The sequence below is a fragment of the Streptomyces sp. RK9 genome (genome assembly GCF_045070545.1).
GTDB lineage: Bacteria > Actinomycetota > Actinomycetes > Streptomycetales > Streptomycetaceae > Streptomyces > Streptomyces alboflavus.
This window is the reverse complement of the sequence record NZ_CP173704.1, coordinates 2,631,024-2,646,536: the sequence shown is the minus strand read 5'-3', so window position 1 is coordinate 2,646,536 and position 15,513 is coordinate 2,631,024. Positions and strand designations below refer to the sequence as shown.

The window sequence follows — 15,513 nt, the reverse complement described above, 5'->3', positions numbered from 1 at the left end:
GGATCCAACAAACATTCCCCCTCTCCAAATCCGGACTCCGCGGGTTTGCCGCTGTCACCGTGTCAGGGCGCAAGCGGCAGCACGCTCGCTCCGGTGGCGTCGAGCGCCAGGCGGTTCGCCGCCCAGCCCTCCCCCGCCAGTCGTGCGACCTTGTCGGCCGCACTGTCCTCGGCCAGCGCGAGGACCGTGGGTCCCGCGCCGGAGATCACCGCGGGCACGCCGTCGGCGCGCAGGCGCTCCACCAGGGCGGCGCTCTCGGGCATGGCCGGGGCGCGGTACTCCTGGTGCAGGCGGTCCTCGGTGGCGGGCAGCAGCAGCTCGGGGCGCCTGGTCAGGGCCTCGACGAGCAGGGCGGCCCGGCCCGCGTTGGCGGCCGCGTCCACGTGCGGGACGGTGCGCGGAAGCAGTCCGCGGGCGGTTTCGGTGAGCACGGGCTTTCCGGGGACGAAAACCACCGGAACGATGGAATCGGCGGGATCCATCCTGATCGCGCGGGCCGCGGAGCCGTCCATCCAGGACAGCGTGAAGCCGCCGAGCAGGCAGGCGGCGACGTTGTCGGGGTGGCCCTCGATCTCGGTGGCGAGCTCCAGGAGCGCGGCGTCGTCGAGCTTGCTGTCGCCGCCTATGGTCACCGCGCGGGCGGCGACGATGCCGGCGCAGATGGCGGCGGAGGAGGAGCCGAGGCCGCGGCCGTGCGGGATGCGGTTGGCGCAGACGATCTCCAGGCCGCGCGGCTGTCCGCCGAGCAGGTCGAAGGCGGTCCGCAGGGACCGCACGAGCAGGTGCGACTCGTCGCGGGGCAGCGTCTCGCTGCCCTCTCCCGCGATGTCGACGCCCAGGCCGGAGTCGGCGACGCGGACCACCACGTCGTCGTAGAGCCCCAGCGCCAGGCCCAGGGCGTCGAAGCCCGGGCCGAGGTTTGCGCTGGTGGCAGGCACGCGCACCCTGACGGCGGCGGCGCGGAACGCGGGACCGGCCATCGCTCGTTGACTCTCCTTGAGCTCTGTTTTGTGGAGGACTTGCCGCCTGGACCAGCACACGTCCGGCATGGGACGGCAGCACCCGGGAGCCGTCTCTGCGGACGGCACCACGGCATATGCGGCGGCATATGCGGGGTGGGTTGGCTACAGCCTATCGAAGGAAGGTTCTGCGGCGACATAGGGCGCACAGGAGGCGCACGATGCGTGTCGCGAGCCCCCTGTGCACCCCCTGTGGGGAGTTGAGAGGTTTGGGCGTTACGCCAGGCCCAGGCGCTCCGCCGCGGCGGCCGCGTCGACCGGCACCGTGACCGGCTGCGGGGCGCCCGCGACGGCCCAGTCCGGGTCCTTGAGGCCGTTGCCCGTCACCGTACACACGATGCGCTGACCCTTGTCCACCTTGCCCTGCTCGGCCGCCTTCAGCAGACCGGCGACGGACGCGGCGGACGCGGGCTCGACGAAGACACCCTCCTGGGACGCCAACAGCTTGTAGGCGCGCAGGATCTCACGGTCCGTCACCTCGTCGATGAAGCCGCCCGACTCGTCGCGCGCGGCGAGCGCGTGCTGCCACGAGGCCGGGTTGCCGATGCGGATCGCGGTGGCGATCGTCGAGGGGTCCTTGACGACCTCGCCGCGCACGATCGGCGCGGAGCCGGAGGCCTGGAAGCCCCACATGCGCGGGGTGCGCGTCGACACCGAGTCGGCGGCGTACTCCCGATAGCCCTTCCAGTAGGCCGTGATGTTGCCCGCGTTGCCGACCGGCAGGACGTGGATGTCGGGCGCGTCGCCGAGGGCGTCGACGATCTCGAAGGACGCCGTCTTCTGGCCCTCGATGCGGAACGGGTTGACCGAATTGACCAGCGCCACCGGGTAGTTCTCGGAGAGCCCGCGCGCGAGGTTCAGGCAGTCGTCGAAGTTCCCGTCGACCTGGAGGATCTTCGAGCCGTAGACGAGCGCCTGGCCCATCTTGCCGAGGGCGATCTTGCCCTGCGGCACCAGGACGGCGCAGACCATGCCCGCGCGGACGGCGTAGGCGGCGGCCGAGGCCGACGTGTTGCCGGTGGAGGCGCAGATGACGGCCTGCGCGCCCTCCTCCTTGGCCTTGGTGATGGCCATGGTCATGCCGCGGTCCTTGAAGGACCCCGTGGGGTTGGCACCCTCGACCTTGAGGTGGACCTCGCAGCCCGTGCGCTCGGAGAGCACCGCTGCGGGCACGAGCGGCGTACCGCCCTCGCGGAGCGTCACGACCGGCGTGGTGGCGGAGACCGGGAGGCGGTCCCGGTACTCCTCGATGATTCCGCGCCACTGGTGGGTCATTGCTGCTTACTCCCCTTCAACCCGCATGATGCTGGCGACACCGCGCACGGTGTCGAGTCGGCGCAGCGCCTCGACGGTGCCGCTGAGGGCGGCGTCGGGCGCGCGGTGGGTGACGACGACGAGGGACGCCTCGCCGTCCTTGCCCGTCTGACGGACCGTATCGATCGATACGCCGTGCTCGGCGAAGACCGTCGCGACCTGGGCGAGAACGCCCGGCTTGTCGGCCACGTCGAGGCTGATGTGGTACCGCGTGACGACCTCGCCCATGGGGCTCACGGGCAGTTGCGTGTACGCGGAGTCGCCGGGTCCGGTGGCCTCGCCGAGCTTGTTGCGGCAGACCGCGACCAGGTCGCCGAGGACGGCGGACGCGGTGGGCGCGCCGCCCGCGCCGGGACCGTAGAACATCAGCTGGCCGGCGGCCTCGGCCTCCACGAAGACGGCGTTGTAGGCCTCGCGGACGCTCGCCAGCGGGTGGCTGAGCGGAATCATCGCGGGGTGCACGCGCGCGGTCACGGAGCCGCCGTCGGCGGCCCGCTCGCAGATGGCGAGGAGCTTGATGGTGCAGCCCATGCGCTTGGCGGAGGCGAAGTCGGCTGCGGTGACCTCGGCCATGCCCTCGCGGTAGACGTCGTCGAGCCGGACCCGGGTGTGGAAGGCGATGCCGGCGAGGATCGCGGCCTTGGCGGCGGCGTCGAAGCCCTCGACGTCGGCGGTCGGGTCGGCCTCGGCGTACCCGAGGGCGGTGGCCTCGTCCAGGGCCTCCTGATAGCCGGCGCCCGTCGAGTCCATCTTGTCGAGGATGAAGTTCGTGGTGCCGTTCACGATGCCGAGCACGCGGTTGACCTTGTCGCCGGCCAGCGACTCGCGCAGCGGCCTGATCAGCGGGATCGCGCCCGCGACCGCCGCCTCGTAGTACAGGTCGCGGCCGTGCTGCTCGGCCGCCGCGTGCAGGGCCGCGCCGTCCTGGGCGATCAGCGCCTTGTTCGCGGAGACCACGGAGGCGCCGTGCTCGAACGCGGTCGTGATGAGCGTCCGGGCGGGCTCGATGCCGCCGATGACCTCGACGACCACGTCGATGTCGCCTCGTTTGACCAGCGCCGTCGCGTCCGTCGTCACCAGCTCCGGGTCGATGCCCGCGCGCACCTTGGAGGGGCGGCGGACGGCCACCCCGGCCAGCTCGACCGGGGCGCCGATCCTCGCTGTGAGGTCGTCGGCGTGCGTCGTCATGATGCGCGCCACCTCTGAGCCGACAACCCCACAGCCCAGCAGCGCCACCTTCAGCGGACGCGTACGCATCATCCGACCTCGTTTCCTTCTCCAACTGCGGTGGGACCAGTCTCACCCACCGGTACGGTGTTTCTGACCATAGTCCGGATCGTGAGACACGTATTTCACGAACCGGGAGCTTCTCGGGGTGGTGTCACCCCACGTCGAGCGGGGTGGTGTGACCCCATGTCGAGCGGGGTGGTGTCACCCCACGTCGAGACGGAGCAGGTCCTCCTCCGTCTCGCGGCGCACGATGAGGCGCCCCGCGCCCTCGTGCACCGCCACGACCGGCGGTCGCAGCGCGTGGTTGTAGTTGCTCGCCATCGAGCGGCAGTACGCGCCCGTCGCGGGCACGGCGATCAGGTCGCCGGGCGCGAGGTCGGCGGGCAGGAACGCGTCCCGCACGACGATGTCGCCGCTCTCGCAGTGCTTGCCCACGACTCGTACCAGCATCGGCTCGGCGTCGGACGAGCGCGACACGAGCGCGACGCTGTACTCGGCGTCGTACAGCGCCGTACGGATGTTGTCCGACATGCCGCCGTCGACGGAGACGTACGTCCGCAGTCCGTCGAGCGGCTTGATGGTGCCGACCTCGTACAGCGTGAACGCCGTGGGGCCGACGATGGCGCGGCCCGGCTCGACGGAGATGCGGGGCGTGCGCAGCTTCGCCGCCGCGCACTCGCGCGTCACGATCTCGCGCAGCGCCGTGGCGATCTCGTGCGGCTCGCGGGGGTCGTCGTCCGAGGTGTACGCGATGCCGAGGCCGCCGCCGAGGTCGATCTCGGGCAGCTCGACGCCGTGCTCGTCGCGGATCTCGGCGAGCAGCGACACCACGCGGCGGGCGGCCACCTCGAAGCCCGCCGTGTCGAAGATCTGCGACCCGATGTGGCTGTGGATGCCGATGACGTCCAGGCCGTCCAGCTTCAGCGCGCGCCGCACGGCCTCCGCCGCCTGTCCCCCGGCGAGCGCCAGGCCGAACTTCTGGTCCTCGTGCGCGGTCGCGATGAACTCGTGCGTGTGCGCCTCGACGCCGACCGTCACCCGGATCTGCACCCGCTGGCGCTTGCCGAGCCGGTCCGCGATGTGCGCGACCCGCACGATCTCCTGGAACGAGTCGAGGACGATGCGGCCCACTCCCGCCGCGACCGCGCGCTCGATCTCGTCCACCGTCTTGTTGTTGCCGTGGAACGCGATCCGGTCGGCCGGCATCCCCGCGTCCAGCGCCGTCGTCAGCTCGCCGCCCGAGCACACGTCGAGGTTCAGGCCCTCCTCGTGCAGCCAGCGCACGACCGCCCGCGACAGGAACGCCTTGCCCGCGTAGAAGACGTCGGCGTCCGGGCCGAAGGCTTCGCGCCACGCCTGGCAGCGGGCGCGGAAGTCGGCCTCGTCGAGGAAGTACGCGGGCGTGCCGAACTCCTCGGCCAGCCGCTTCACTTCGATCCCGCCGACGGTGACCGTGCCGTCCTCGGCGCGGGTGACCGTGCGGGACCAGACCTTCGGGTCCAGGGCGTTCAGGTCGGTGGGCGGGGCTGTGTTCGCTGCGGAGCGCCCCTCGGGCAGGACGTCTCCGTGGCGGGGGCCTGCGGGGTGTGCGGAACGGCTCATGGCTCTTCTGGCTCTTCTCGTCTCACAAGTATTCGGGCGCGCTGATGCCGAGCAAGGACAGGCCGCCTGCGAGCACCGTCCCCGCGGCCTCGGCGAGCGCCAGGCGGGAGCGGTGGGCGGCCGAGGGTTTCTCGTCGCCGAGCGGCAGCACCGTGTGGGCCTGCGCGAGGAAGGCGTCGGCGGTCCGGACGAGGTGCCGGGTCAGGCGGTCCGGGGCGTGGCGGCGGGCTGCGGTCGCCAGGACGGTGGGGTGGTCGCCCAGGGCTCCCAGGAGGTCGTGCGCGGACGCGTCGGTCGCTCCGGGAGCCGCTGTGAAGCCTAGGTCGGCCGCGTTGCGCGTGAGCGCGCGGGTGCGTGCGTACGCGTACCGGATGCGGAACAGGGGGTTCGACTCGTGCTGGGCGAGGTGCTGCTCGGGGCCCGTGTGGGGGCGGTCGTGGGGGGCGGGGTGCAGGAGGGCCCAGCGGGCTGCGTCGGGGCCCAGGTCCAGGGGGTCGGGGGCGCCGGGCGTCGGAGGGACTGGGCGGAGGGTCGTCAGGGGTGTCGTAGGCCGTCCGTACGCGTCCACGCGCACCCCCGCGACCTCCACCCACCGCTCGTCCGGCGCCTCGTCGCTCGTCACGCGTACGAGGGCGCCCTGCGAGCGCAGAATCCTTCGTGCCGCGTCGGCCACGACGAGGGCGCGCAGGTCGTGGGGGGTGTGGAGCTGGACGATGGCGCCTGTGTCCGGGACCACGTGTCCGTAGTGCTCCCCCCGCTCGCGGATCTCCGCCACTAGGGCGGGGGTGCCGTGGGGGTCCAGGGTGATGCTCACGAAGCCCGGTCCTGTGGCCTCGGCGTGGGCGATGCCGGGCTCCGCGGTGAGGCGGGCGGAGAGCAGCTCGGCGACGCGGCGCGGGGGTGCGCCCGCCTCTCCTGCGATCCGCAGCGCCAGGTTCGTCGCGTAGTCCCCCGTGCCGCCCGGCCTCGGCCGCTCCACGTGGGCGTCGTCCGGGACGGTGGCGCTGAGCTCCCCGGCGTCCACGGCGCGGCGCATGGCGCGCAGGACGGTACGGGAGAGCTGTGCCGGGGTCACGGGACAAGGGTATGGGAGGTGGGGGGTGGGGTGCGCCGGGGTTTCTGGCGGGGGCGCCTCTGCCGCGGTCCTTCGCCCTCCGGCCGGTGGGTGGCCGTGGCCTCTTCGCCCTCGGTCCGGTGGGGGGTGCGGTCTCTTCGCCCTCTGTCCGGTGCGTGGGTGCGGGGCCGTGCCGGTATGTCCGTGCTCGCGTGTGTGGCGTCGCCTACGTCTTGTGTACGCCCCTCGTGGTGGGCCGAGCTGCGCGCGGACATACCGGCACGTCCCCTCCGGTTCGGATGGCGGGGATCGGTTCGGTGGGGGTTCCCCGTTCGGCTTTCGGTCAGGTGGGGCGAGTCCTGCCGTCCTGCCCTGTGGGCAGCTGGGCCGCCAGGGGCGGCACGGGTGGGCACAGCCCAGGCCAACGGTCACATTGATGTGAGGGGAGCGGCACGGCCCCAGGCCGACGGGGCTCTTGATGCGTGGGGTGGGGCACCCCCCAGATCGGCAGAGCGGCGCGTCGAGGCCCCGGTGGGCTAGGGGCAGCCCGGGACCGCCGAGGGGTCCGGGGTCCAGTCGCGGGGGCCCCGGCCCCGGTCGACCAGCTGTCGGACGATGCCGAGGAGCTCGGCCGGTTCGAACGGCTTCGCCAGGAACGCGTCGACCCCGACCTCGATCCCCGCCTCGACCTCGTACTGCGTACAAGCACTCACGACCACCAGCGGAAGCCCCCGCGTCCGAGGATCGGACCGCAACCGCGCCGCCGTCCGAAGCCCGTCGAGCCGCGGCATCACCACATCGAGCGTCACCACATCGGGCCGCACCTGATGGACGACATCCAGACACTCGGCACCATCGGCCGCGGTCACGACCTCGAAGCCCTCCAGCTCGAGATTGACCCTGATCAGTTGCCGGATGACCTTGTTGTCGTCAACAACAAGCACACGGCCGGACGCGCCTGGCACAACTCGAGAGTAGGTCGACAGCCGCCATCGCGTCCGGGTTTTGCCTACTTCTGCCACTTGCGGGGGAGCCGCAGCGGACCGCCGAGGTCCGGACCAGGGCGGACGCACCGGCCCCCGCCCACCGAGCACGACACCGTGTTGCCGAACACACGAACGCCCGCTGGCGACGCCCCACGCAGCACACGCACCACACGGGAATCCGCCAGGCCCGCCCGGCCGGGCGATACGCTCCGCAACGCCAGCGGGAGGCCGACCACAGGGAAAGGCCGTCATGTCAACCTTCGTTGTATTCGACCTGGAATTCACGACATGGCCGGAAGCACTCGAGCAGGACTGGTCGGCACCTGGCCAGTACCGCGAGATCGTCCAGATCGGCGCCCTGCGCCTGCGCCACGACTTCTCCGTCGTCGAGGAGTACGAGGCCCTGGTCCACCCGGTGATGAACCCGCGCCTGTCCCCGTACTTCACCGAACTCACCGGCATCGACCAGGAGTCGGTGGATCGGGACGGCCTCCCACCGGCCGAGGCCCTCGGCGACTTCCTGTCCTTCTGCCAGGGCCAGTCCGTGCTCTCCTACGGCAACGACATGGTCGTCCTCGGCGAGAACGTCGCCTGGGCCCGAGCCCGCGGCGAGCCCATCAAGAGCTCCTTCCTGACCGCCGGTTTCCTCAACGTCCGCCCCTGGCTGAACACCGTCGCCCCGGAGACGGCGACCTCCAACGTGGGCCGTCTGTGGCAGGTCTTCGGTCTCCCCGAGCCTGCGGCGGGGGGCAGGGAGCATTCGGCTCTCTTCGACTGCCATTCCTTCGCCGTGGCGTTGAAGCATCTGCATGCCCGTAGCGCCTCTCTGCCCGCGGCGTTCCTCTGACGTGCCGTCATATCGGCGGCTCGAGCTCGTCGATGACGTCCAGGAAGGGACGGAGCAGAGGTTTCCTGCTCGCCGTCGGCCACATCAGGCCGTAGTCGACCGTCGAGGCGTCGTGGAAGGGCACGAACACCATGCCCGGCCGGGTGTAGAACTGCTCGCCGCGCGCGGCGACGGTGCTGACACCGACACCGGAGGCGACGTGGAGCAGGACTTCCGACCAGTACTTCGTCGCGGGCCCCCGGGGGATCGGGCGACCCGCGGGGGTGCGGCGGGGGTAGTAACGGTCCATCCAGTAGCGGGGGATGTCGGCGTCGGCGAGCGTGACCAGCGCGGCGTCAGCGAGGTCTTCGAGCGAGACGGACTTCCTGCGCGCGAACGGATGACTCCCGGGAACCATCAGCGACCGCGGCTCCGCGAAGACCAGCCGCCCGGTGGTGATGTCCGGTTCGTCGATGGGGAATTCCGTCACCTGTACGTCGATGGTGCCTGCCCGCATGCCGCCGAGGGGGTCGCAGAGCTGGACCTCCAGGATCTCGACCTCGCAGCCTGGGTGCCGGGCCCGGAACAGCTCCGCGGCCCGCACCACGAGGTTTCCGCACCACGGCCCGGACCAGCCGACCCGCAGGACTCCCTCGATCCGCACGCCCCGACCGCTCGCGATCGCCTGCGCGAGCCCGAGACCGATCTGCTCGTACGCGGGCAGCAGGTCGTCCCGCAGCCGCGCGCCCACCTCGGTCAGCGTCACACTCCGGCTGTTGCGCACGAACAGCTGCGCGCCGACTCGGCGCTCCAGCTTCCTGATGGTCTGGCTGATGCGGCTCGTCGTCACATGGAGCCGTGCCGCGGTACGGCCGAAGTGCAGTTCCTCCGCCAGCGTCAGGAACGCCTCCAACTCAAGCCGTTCCAGCATGCCTTCCTCTCATCCTTCCTCTCGTCTTCGTACAGCCAAGTCGTCTTCGTGTAGCCAGGCTCAACGGAGCGTGGTCCTTTCCGGCCTTGCTGGCCGATTCGCTGTTCTCCGATGCTGAGTTGCACGGCGGCGCGATCGCCGTCCCTCACTCCAAGGAAGTGCTCTGCCATGCGCAAAATCGTCAACTCCACGTACGTGTCCCTCGACGGCGACATCGAGAAGCTCGACCAGTGGTCCTTCGACTACTGGAGCGACGACCTCGAGCGGTACGCGAACAAGCTGCTGTTCGCCGCGGACGCCCTGCTGATGGGGCGTGAGACCTATGTGAACTTCGAGCCGGCGTGGTCGAAGAGAGCCGGGGCCGACGCGTTCACCGACCGCATGAACAGCATCGACAAGTACGTCGTCTCCTCCACCCTCACGGGCGGCGACTGGGGCCCCACCACCGTCATCCCCCAGGACGGCGCCGTCGAGGCCATCGCCGCCCTCAAGGAGCAGCCGGGCGCCGACATCCTCATGTACGGCTTCGGCCCCGTGGCCAAGACCCTCCTCACGCACGGCCTCCTCGACGAGGTCCACTTCTGGGTCCACCCGGTGATCGCCGGCGGCGGAACCCTCGCCTCCGACAGCTTCCAGCACCGCCTGAAGCACCTCCGCACCGAAACCCTCGACACCGGCGTCGTGGTCCTCACCTACGCTCCGGCTCGCGGGGAAGCTCCCCAGCCCTGAAATCCACGAAACGAGACGGTCCGTATCGTCTCGCATCGATACTATGAGGCATGCGGCGCCTGACCGCAAGCGAGAAGCCGCCGACGCGGCGAGAGGGGCACGGTAGGACACAAAGAAGAGGGCGGGAGTCAGTAAGACTGACTCCCGCCCTCTTCTTTCGGCATCCGCCCTGGTCGCACCTGAACGTTCAGGTGTGGTCTGGCGAGTGCCCCCGGCAGGATTCGAACCTGCGCACACGGCTCCGGAGGCCGTTGCTCTATCCCCTGAGCTACGGGGGCGTGTCGGCCGCTGTGTGGCGGCGACGGGTAGAACCCTACCAGCTTCGTGGGGGTCGGCATGAACGGGTATTTGTGCAGCGTCCGGGGGGCTTGGTGCGGTACCTGGGGAGTTCCGCCCGGGGCCCTGCGGGGCGCCCCGGGCGGGGTGGGGAGGGGGTCAGGGCTTGCGGGCGACGCCTGCGTAGGCGTCGGCTGCGACCGTGGTGTCCGTGGTGGGGTCCGGGCGCCAGTGGGTGACCTGGGTCACGCCGGGGTCGGTGAGGGTGAGGCCGTCGAAGAAGCCGGTGATCTCCTCGACGCTGCGGACGTAGTAGGGGATCGCGCCGCTCTTGTTGTACGCGTCCGACGCCGCGATCATGCCCTCGCTCGTGGACGTCGAGTCGCTGATCACCAGGTAGCTGCCCGAGGGGAGTCCTGCCATCAGGCGGTTCACGAGGTCGCGCGCCTCGTCGTACGAGGAGACGTGGCCGAGGGTGTTCAGGATCATCAGGGCCACGGGCTGGGAGAGGTCCAGGGTCTCGCCCGCGGCCGCCAGGATCGCCTCGGGCTCGTACATGTTCGCGTCGATGTACGACGTGACGCCCTCCGGCGTGCTCGTCAGGAGCGCGCGGGCGTGGGCCAGGACCAGGGGGTCGTTGTCCACGTACACGATGCGGGAGTCGGGGGCGACGCGCTGGGCCACGTCGTGCGTGTTGTCCGCGGTCGGCAGGCCCGTGCCGACGTCCAGGAACTGGCGGATCCCCTGCTCGCCCGCCAGGTGGCGGACGGCACGGCCGAGGAAGTGGCGGCTGGTGCGGGCCACGTCCACCAGGCCCGGGAAGATCTCCTTGATCTGGTCGCCCAGTTCGCGGTCCTTCTCGTAGTTGTCCTTGCCGCCCACGAAGTAGTTCCAGAAGCGCGCCGAGTGCGGCTTGCTCGTGTCGATCCGCGCGCGTATCTCGGCGGACGAGTCGAGCCTGGGGTCGGAGCCTGACACGGGGACCTCCTGCGGTGCTTGGGCCGTTCGGCCGTGCGATCAACTCGCAACCTAGCAAGTGGGCACCAGGTCAGGGGGGTCGGGAGCGGGGGTACTCAGGCGGGTCCGAGTACCACTGCGGATGCCCGTCGACGGTTCGCGGCACGACTCTTGCGGGCATGACGAAACCTCTGCGCGACCTCAAGTGGGCAGTGATGCGGGGCCTGTTGAGCACCGTCGGACGGTCCTCGCGGGGCGTCCGGATCGGCTATCGGCACGGCTTCGACAGCGGCACCATGCTCGACTACGTGTACGTGAATCGTGCCCATGGCGTTCTTGGACTCGGGCGTCTCGTGGATCGCGTGTACCTGAACGCCGTCGGGTGGCGCGCCATCCGCTCCCGGCGTGAGCTGCTTCAGGACGTGCTGCGGGAGCAGGTCGCCGCGCGGCCCGACCGTGAAGTCCTCGTCCTCGACGTCGCCGCAGGGCCCGGGCGCTACCTCCAGGACCTGGCCGCCGCGCACGGGCCCCGGCGGGTGCGCGTCGTGTGCCGGGACCTCGCCGTGGCCGGGCTGCGGCAGGGCGAGCGGCTCGCTCAGGAGCGCGGGATCAGCAACATCTCGTACGAGACCGGGGACGCGCTCGACCCCAAGGAGCCGGACGCCGGTCCTCCGGACGTCATCGTGGTGTCCGGGCTCTACGAGCTGCTGCTCGACGACGACGTCATCCGCGCCTCCATCGAGCGCCTTCGCGCGCTGCTCGCGCCGGGCGGCACCCTCGTCTTCACCACCCAGACCCGCCATCCCCAGCTCGACTTCATCGCCAACGTCCTGCCCAACAGGGACGGGCAGTTGTGGGTGATGAAGTGCCGGGACGTCGTCGAGACCGAGGGGTGGGCGCGCGCCGCCGGGTTCGGTGCGGTGGCCAGTCGGCGGGAGGGGGTGGGGTTGTTCACGGTGACGGTCTGCGGGACGTCCGGGTGAGCTCGCCGCGGGCGTCTGTCACGCCGACGCCCGCTTCGTCGTCTTCTTCGGTGTCGTCGACTTCTTCGACGCGGTCTTCTTCGCCGTGGACTTGGCGGTGGACTTGGTGGCGGACTTCGTGGGGGCGTTCGCTGCCGTCTTCTTCGTCGTGCTCTTCTTCGGGGCCGCCGCCTTGGCCTTCGACGCGGTCTTGGCCGTCGACTTCTTGCCGCCCACCTGCTTGGGGGCCGCCGGGGACGACTTGCGGGCGGGGGTCGACTTCCGGGTGGAAGACGTCTTCCCGGCCGCCGACTTCGTCGTACGCGAGCGCAAAGACGTCACCTCGGCCTCCCGCTCCTGGTCCCCGTCCGCGCCGGACTTCTCGCCGCGGGCCGTCCGCGCCGCCCGCACGCTGTTCTCCAGCGCCGCCATCAGGTCGATGACCTTGCCGCCGCCCGGCTCGGCCGCCGGGGCCGGGGTGTAGGTCCCGCCGCCCTCGACCTTCGCGGCGATCATCTCCTCCACGGCCGTGCGGTAGTCGTCGTGCAGGGTGTCGAGGTCCACCTCGCCGAGGGTGTCCATCAGGGCGTCGGCCAGGTCCAGTTCGGCGTCGCGGACCTTGACCTCGGTGTCCGGTGCGACGGAGTCGGTGGCGCGGATCTCGTCCGGCCAGAGCAGGCCGTGCATCGCGATCACGTCCTCCACGACCCGCAGCATGCCGAGCCGTTCGCGGCCGCGCAGGGCGAACTTGGCGATGGCCACCTTCCGGCTGCGCTTCAGCGCCTCGCGCAGGAGGGTGTACGGCTTGGCGGCGGGGACTCCGTTGGCCGACAGGTAGTACGCCGTGTCCATCTGGAGGGGGTCGATCCGGTCGGCCGGGACGAAGGCGACGATCTCGATGGTCTTCGCGGTCGGGATCGGCAGGGCGGCCAGGTCGTCCTCCGTGATCGGGATGATCGAGCCGTCCGCGTCCTCGTACCCCTTGCCGATCTCCGCGCTCGTGACCTCGCGGTCCTCCAGCTCGCACACCTTGCGGTAGCGGATGCGGCCGCCGTCCTCCGTGTGGATCTGGCGGAAGGAGATCGAGTGGTTCTCCGTGGCGTTCACGAGCTTGATCGGGATGCTGACCAGGCCGAAGGAGATGGCGCCGTTCCATATGGACCGCATGTGGAGCACCTTTCGGCAGCTCGGGGAAGGGGAGACCTGGGGAGGGAGGGGCTTTCGTCCTGGTTTCGTGGGATTCTCATCGTATGACGCCCATCACCGAGGTGGAGGGGCGAAGGCTCGCGCTCAGCAATCTCGACAAGGTGCTCTACGCGGACAGCGGCTTCACCAAGGGCGAGGTGCTGCACTACTACGCCACCGCCGCGTGGGCCCTGCTCCCCCATCTGCGCGACCGGCCCGTGTCCTTCCTGCGCTTCCCGGACGGGCCCGACGGGCAGCGGTTCTTCGCCAAGAACGTGCCGCCGGGTACGCCCACCTGGGTGCGGACGGCCGAGGTACGGCGGTCGGACGGGGTCTCGCGGCAGATCGTCGTGCAGGACCTGGCGACGCTGATGTGGGCGGCGAACCTGGTCACGGAGTTCCACACGCCGCAGTGGCGGACGGACGCGCCCGGGCTCGCCGACCGGCTCGTGCTCGACCTCGACCCGGGGCCGCCCGCGAGCGTCGTGGAGGCCTGCGAGGCGGCGCTGTGGCTGCGGGAGCGGCTGGTGGCCGACGGGTTCCCGGTGTGCGTCAAGACGTCGGGCAGCAAGGGCCTGCACGTGCTCGCGCCGCTGCGGCCGACGCCCAGCGGGGACGTCACGGCGTACGCGAAGGGCCTTGCCGTGGCCGCCGAGCAGGCGCTGCCGCGGCTCGTGGTGCACCGGATGACACGCGCCCTGCGGCCGGGGAAGGTGTTCGTCGACTTCAGCCAGAACGCCGCGGCGAAGACCACGGCGACGCCCTACACCCTGCGCGCGCGGACCGAGCCGACCGTGTCCACGCCGGTGACCTGGGACGAGGTGGAGGCGTGCCGGGAGCGGCGGGATCCGGGGCTGCTGATGTTCCTGGCGACCGATGTCGGGGGGCGTCTGGAGCGGTACGGGGATCTGCTGGGGCCGCTGTTGGACCCGGAGCGGGGCGGGGTGCTGCCGCCGCCGGGGTGAGCCCCGGCCCGGCTCAGCCCACGGCCCAGCTCCCGCACCCCCGTCCGGCTCAGCCCGCCCGGCCCGGCGCCCAGCGCCCCCTCACACCCGGTTCCATGTCCGCCGGTCGCGGGCCAGCGCGTGCAGTGCCTCGACGTCCGCCGGCTTGAGGACCCCGCCCGTGCGGGCCAGCGCCGGCAGGTCCTCCTCGCGGAGCACCCGCACCTCCCGGGGCGGCGCCGCGACCTCCACGTCCACCGCCCCCACGGGCACGAGCACCGCCCGCACCTCCGCCGTCAGCGCGAACGACGCCCGCCCGGCGTCCGCCCGCAGTTCCCGCAGCAGCGGCCCCGCCTGGCCGCGCCCCACGGCCACCATCGGGTCGGCCACCCGCACGCGCTGCCTGCGGGCCGGTAACGCCCGGACGCAGAACAGCCCGCCGGGGCCGATCAGGAGGTGGTCCACGCGGCGGCCGCCGGGGAGGCCGACCGAGTGCAGGGTGTGCCAGCCGACCGCGTCCAGGCGGTCGAGGGCGTCGCCGACCGCGGTCTGCGCCGCGAGCGCCCGGTGCCGGGGGTCGGACCGGAGCCTGCGCGCGGGCGGCGGGTCGCGGTCCAGGTCGACGCGCAGGGCCTCGCCGGGCCGGTTCGGGGCGAGGTCGTCGTCGGGGTGGAGCGTGAGCCTGGCCAGCTCAGCGGGGGTGGGGACGGGCGGTGGCCCCACCGTGACGTTGCCCGTCAGGAACGGGCCGAGGGCGTCGAGGACGTCGGCCTCGCGGTCGGCGCTCAGCAGGTTCACGCGGGCGGTGTCCCTGTCGTACCAGGCCACGTTGCCGCCGTCCGGCCTGCATACGTAGAGCCGCTCCTGACCGTGCCTCCAGGCCGGTACGACACGCAGTCCGCTCATGCCCCATCACCCCATGACCATGGGAGCAGCCCGGGCACCGCTCCGGCAAGAAGCTGACAGGGCTCCGCGGAAGTCGGGGGCGATCCGCCCTGTGTTCGCCACCCCGGGCGGGTTCGTACGCCATGACCCCGCCCGTCCCGTAACGGCACCGCTCGCACAGCTATGGCCCCCTGTTACACAGTCGCCGAACCGCCGCAACGGCGGACACCTAGCGTCGTCCTTGTCACTGCCCGCAGCAGAGCGCAAGGAACGTACCGTGAGCAATCGTCGCCGAACCTCGGCCCTCCGCACCGCCGCCGTCGCCACGTTCGCCGGCGGCGCGCTGCTGCTCCCGGCCACGGCCGCCTTCGCCGCGTCGCCGTCCGGCACCGCCCCGCACTCCCCCGCCGCGGCCACCTCGGCCCGCCTCGACGACGGGGTGGCCGGCGTTCCCGAGGGCGGCGTCAAGGCGGGTGCCACCGGGGTGCGGGACGCCGGGGATCCCGCGTTCATCGTGGCGGGCGGGGCCATGGCGGCCGCGGGCGCGGCGGGGCTCGGCTTCGCGATGATGCGCCGCGGGCGCACGGACGCCTGACCGGCACACCCCCAAGGA

General features: G+C 71.6%; 15 protein-coding genes and 1 tRNA gene. 5 read left to right on the top strand and 11 right to left on the bottom strand.

Annotation, left to right across the window (positions count from 1 at the left end; all coding sequences use genetic code 11):
• Nucleotides 1-62: 62 nt before the first annotated feature.
• The 6 genes from thrB to AB6L24_RS32025 all read right to left on the bottom strand — a co-directional run bounded on the left by thrB (nucleotide 63) and on the right by AB6L24_RS32025 (nucleotide 7,292).
• Nucleotides 63-980 carry a homoserine kinase gene (gene thrB, locus AB6L24_RS32050; RefSeq protein ID WP_030361194.1) on the bottom strand — a complete coding sequence of 306 codons (918 nt, stop codon included), beginning with the start codon at nucleotides 978-980 and terminating at the stop codon, nucleotides 63-65.
• 255 nt (nucleotides 981-1,235) lie between these two features.
• Nucleotides 1,236-2,294, bottom strand: coding sequence for a threonine synthase (thrC, locus tag AB6L24_RS32045; RefSeq protein WP_405661119.1), 1,059 nt, complete (start codon nucleotides 2,292-2,294; stop codon nucleotides 1,236-1,238).
• A 6-nt stretch (nucleotides 2,295-2,300) separates the two neighbouring features.
• Entirely contained in the window at nucleotides 2,301-3,590 is a 1,290-nt protein-coding gene (locus AB6L24_RS32040) for a homoserine dehydrogenase (protein ID WP_405663484.1), read from the bottom strand.
• Nucleotides 3,591-3,764: 174 nt separating this feature from the next.
• Nucleotides 3,765-5,165 carry a diaminopimelate decarboxylase gene (gene lysA, locus AB6L24_RS32035; RefSeq protein WP_405661118.1) on the bottom strand — a complete coding sequence of 467 codons (1,401 nt, stop codon included), beginning with the start codon at nucleotides 5,163-5,165 and terminating at the stop codon, nucleotides 3,765-3,767.
• A 22-nt stretch (nucleotides 5,166-5,187) separates the two neighbouring features.
• Nucleotides 5,188-6,240: an ArgS-related anticodon-binding protein NrtL gene (gene nrtL / locus AB6L24_RS32030; RefSeq protein WP_405661116.1), complete on the bottom strand. Its 1,053-nt coding sequence runs from the start codon at nucleotides 6,238-6,240 to the stop codon at nucleotides 5,188-5,190.
• Nucleotides 6,241-6,755: 515 nt separating this feature from the next.
• Nucleotides 6,756-7,292, bottom strand: a complete 537-nt coding sequence (locus tag AB6L24_RS32025) for a response regulator (RefSeq protein ID WP_405663482.1) — start codon at nucleotides 7,290-7,292, stop codon at nucleotides 6,756-6,758.
• A 163-nt stretch (nucleotides 7,293-7,455) separates the two neighbouring features.
• Between AB6L24_RS32025 and AB6L24_RS32020 the strand changes: the two genes are divergently transcribed.
• On the top strand, nucleotides 7,456-8,052 hold the full coding sequence (locus tag AB6L24_RS32020; RefSeq protein WP_405661114.1) for an exonuclease domain-containing protein: 597 nt from the start codon (nucleotides 7,456-7,458) through the stop codon (nucleotides 8,050-8,052).
• A gap of 7 nt (nucleotides 8,053-8,059) precedes the next feature.
• Here AB6L24_RS32020 and AB6L24_RS32015 read toward each other — a convergent pair whose 3' ends face one another.
• Complete coding sequence (locus tag AB6L24_RS32015) at nucleotides 8,060-8,962, bottom strand: LysR family transcriptional regulator (RefSeq protein ID WP_405661112.1); 903 nt, start codon at nucleotides 8,960-8,962, stop codon at nucleotides 8,060-8,062.
• A gap of 168 nt (nucleotides 8,963-9,130) precedes the next feature.
• Here AB6L24_RS32015 and AB6L24_RS32010 point away from each other — a divergent pair, with 168 nt between their 5' ends.
• Entirely contained in the window at nucleotides 9,131-9,691 is a 561-nt protein-coding gene (locus AB6L24_RS32010) for a dihydrofolate reductase family protein (RefSeq protein ID WP_405661110.1), read from the top strand.
• A gap of 206 nt (nucleotides 9,692-9,897) precedes the next feature.
• Here the strand turns inward: AB6L24_RS32010 and AB6L24_RS32005 are convergent.
• Nucleotides 9,898-9,969, bottom strand: a tRNA-Arg gene (locus tag AB6L24_RS32005).
• A 157-nt stretch (nucleotides 9,970-10,126) separates the two neighbouring features.
• Nucleotides 10,127-10,945, bottom strand: coding sequence for an SAM-dependent methyltransferase (locus AB6L24_RS32000; RefSeq protein ID WP_405661107.1), 819 nt, complete (start codon nucleotides 10,943-10,945; stop codon nucleotides 10,127-10,129).
• Between the two features lie 158 nt (nucleotides 10,946-11,103).
• Here AB6L24_RS32000 and AB6L24_RS31995 point away from each other — a divergent pair, with 158 nt between their 5' ends.
• Nucleotides 11,104-11,907 (top strand): class I SAM-dependent methyltransferase family protein, encoded by an 804-nt coding sequence (locus tag AB6L24_RS31995; protein ID WP_405661104.1) that lies wholly within the window; start codon nucleotides 11,104-11,106, stop codon nucleotides 11,905-11,907.
• Nucleotides 11,908-11,925: 18 nt separating this feature from the next.
• On the opposite strand, the gene AB6L24_RS31990 is transcribed toward AB6L24_RS31995, so the two are convergent.
• The gene (locus AB6L24_RS31990; protein ID WP_405661101.1) at nucleotides 11,926-13,053 is read right to left on the bottom strand and encodes a Ku protein; all 1,128 of its coding nucleotides are present in this window, start codon (nucleotides 13,051-13,053) and stop codon (nucleotides 11,926-11,928) included.
• Between the two features lie 83 nt (nucleotides 13,054-13,136).
• On the opposite strand from AB6L24_RS31990, the gene ligD reads away from it, so the two are divergent.
• Nucleotides 13,137-14,036, top strand: coding sequence for a non-homologous end-joining DNA ligase (gene ligD / locus AB6L24_RS31985; RefSeq protein WP_405661098.1), 900 nt, complete (start codon nucleotides 13,137-13,139; stop codon nucleotides 14,034-14,036).
• An 81-nt stretch (nucleotides 14,037-14,117) separates the two neighbouring features.
• Here the strand turns inward: ligD and AB6L24_RS31980 are convergent, their stop codons facing one another.
• A complete protein-coding gene (locus AB6L24_RS31980) occupies nucleotides 14,118-14,921 on the bottom strand; it encodes a nuclease-related domain-containing protein (protein WP_405661095.1) in 804 nt (267 codons plus the stop codon).
• A gap of 256 nt (nucleotides 14,922-15,177) precedes the next feature.
• On the opposite strand from AB6L24_RS31980, the gene AB6L24_RS31975 reads away from it, so the two are divergent.
• A complete protein-coding gene (locus AB6L24_RS31975; RefSeq protein WP_405661093.1) occupies nucleotides 15,178-15,495 on the top strand; it encodes a hypothetical protein in 318 nt (105 codons plus the stop codon).
• Nucleotides 15,496-15,513: the final 18 nt, after the last annotated feature.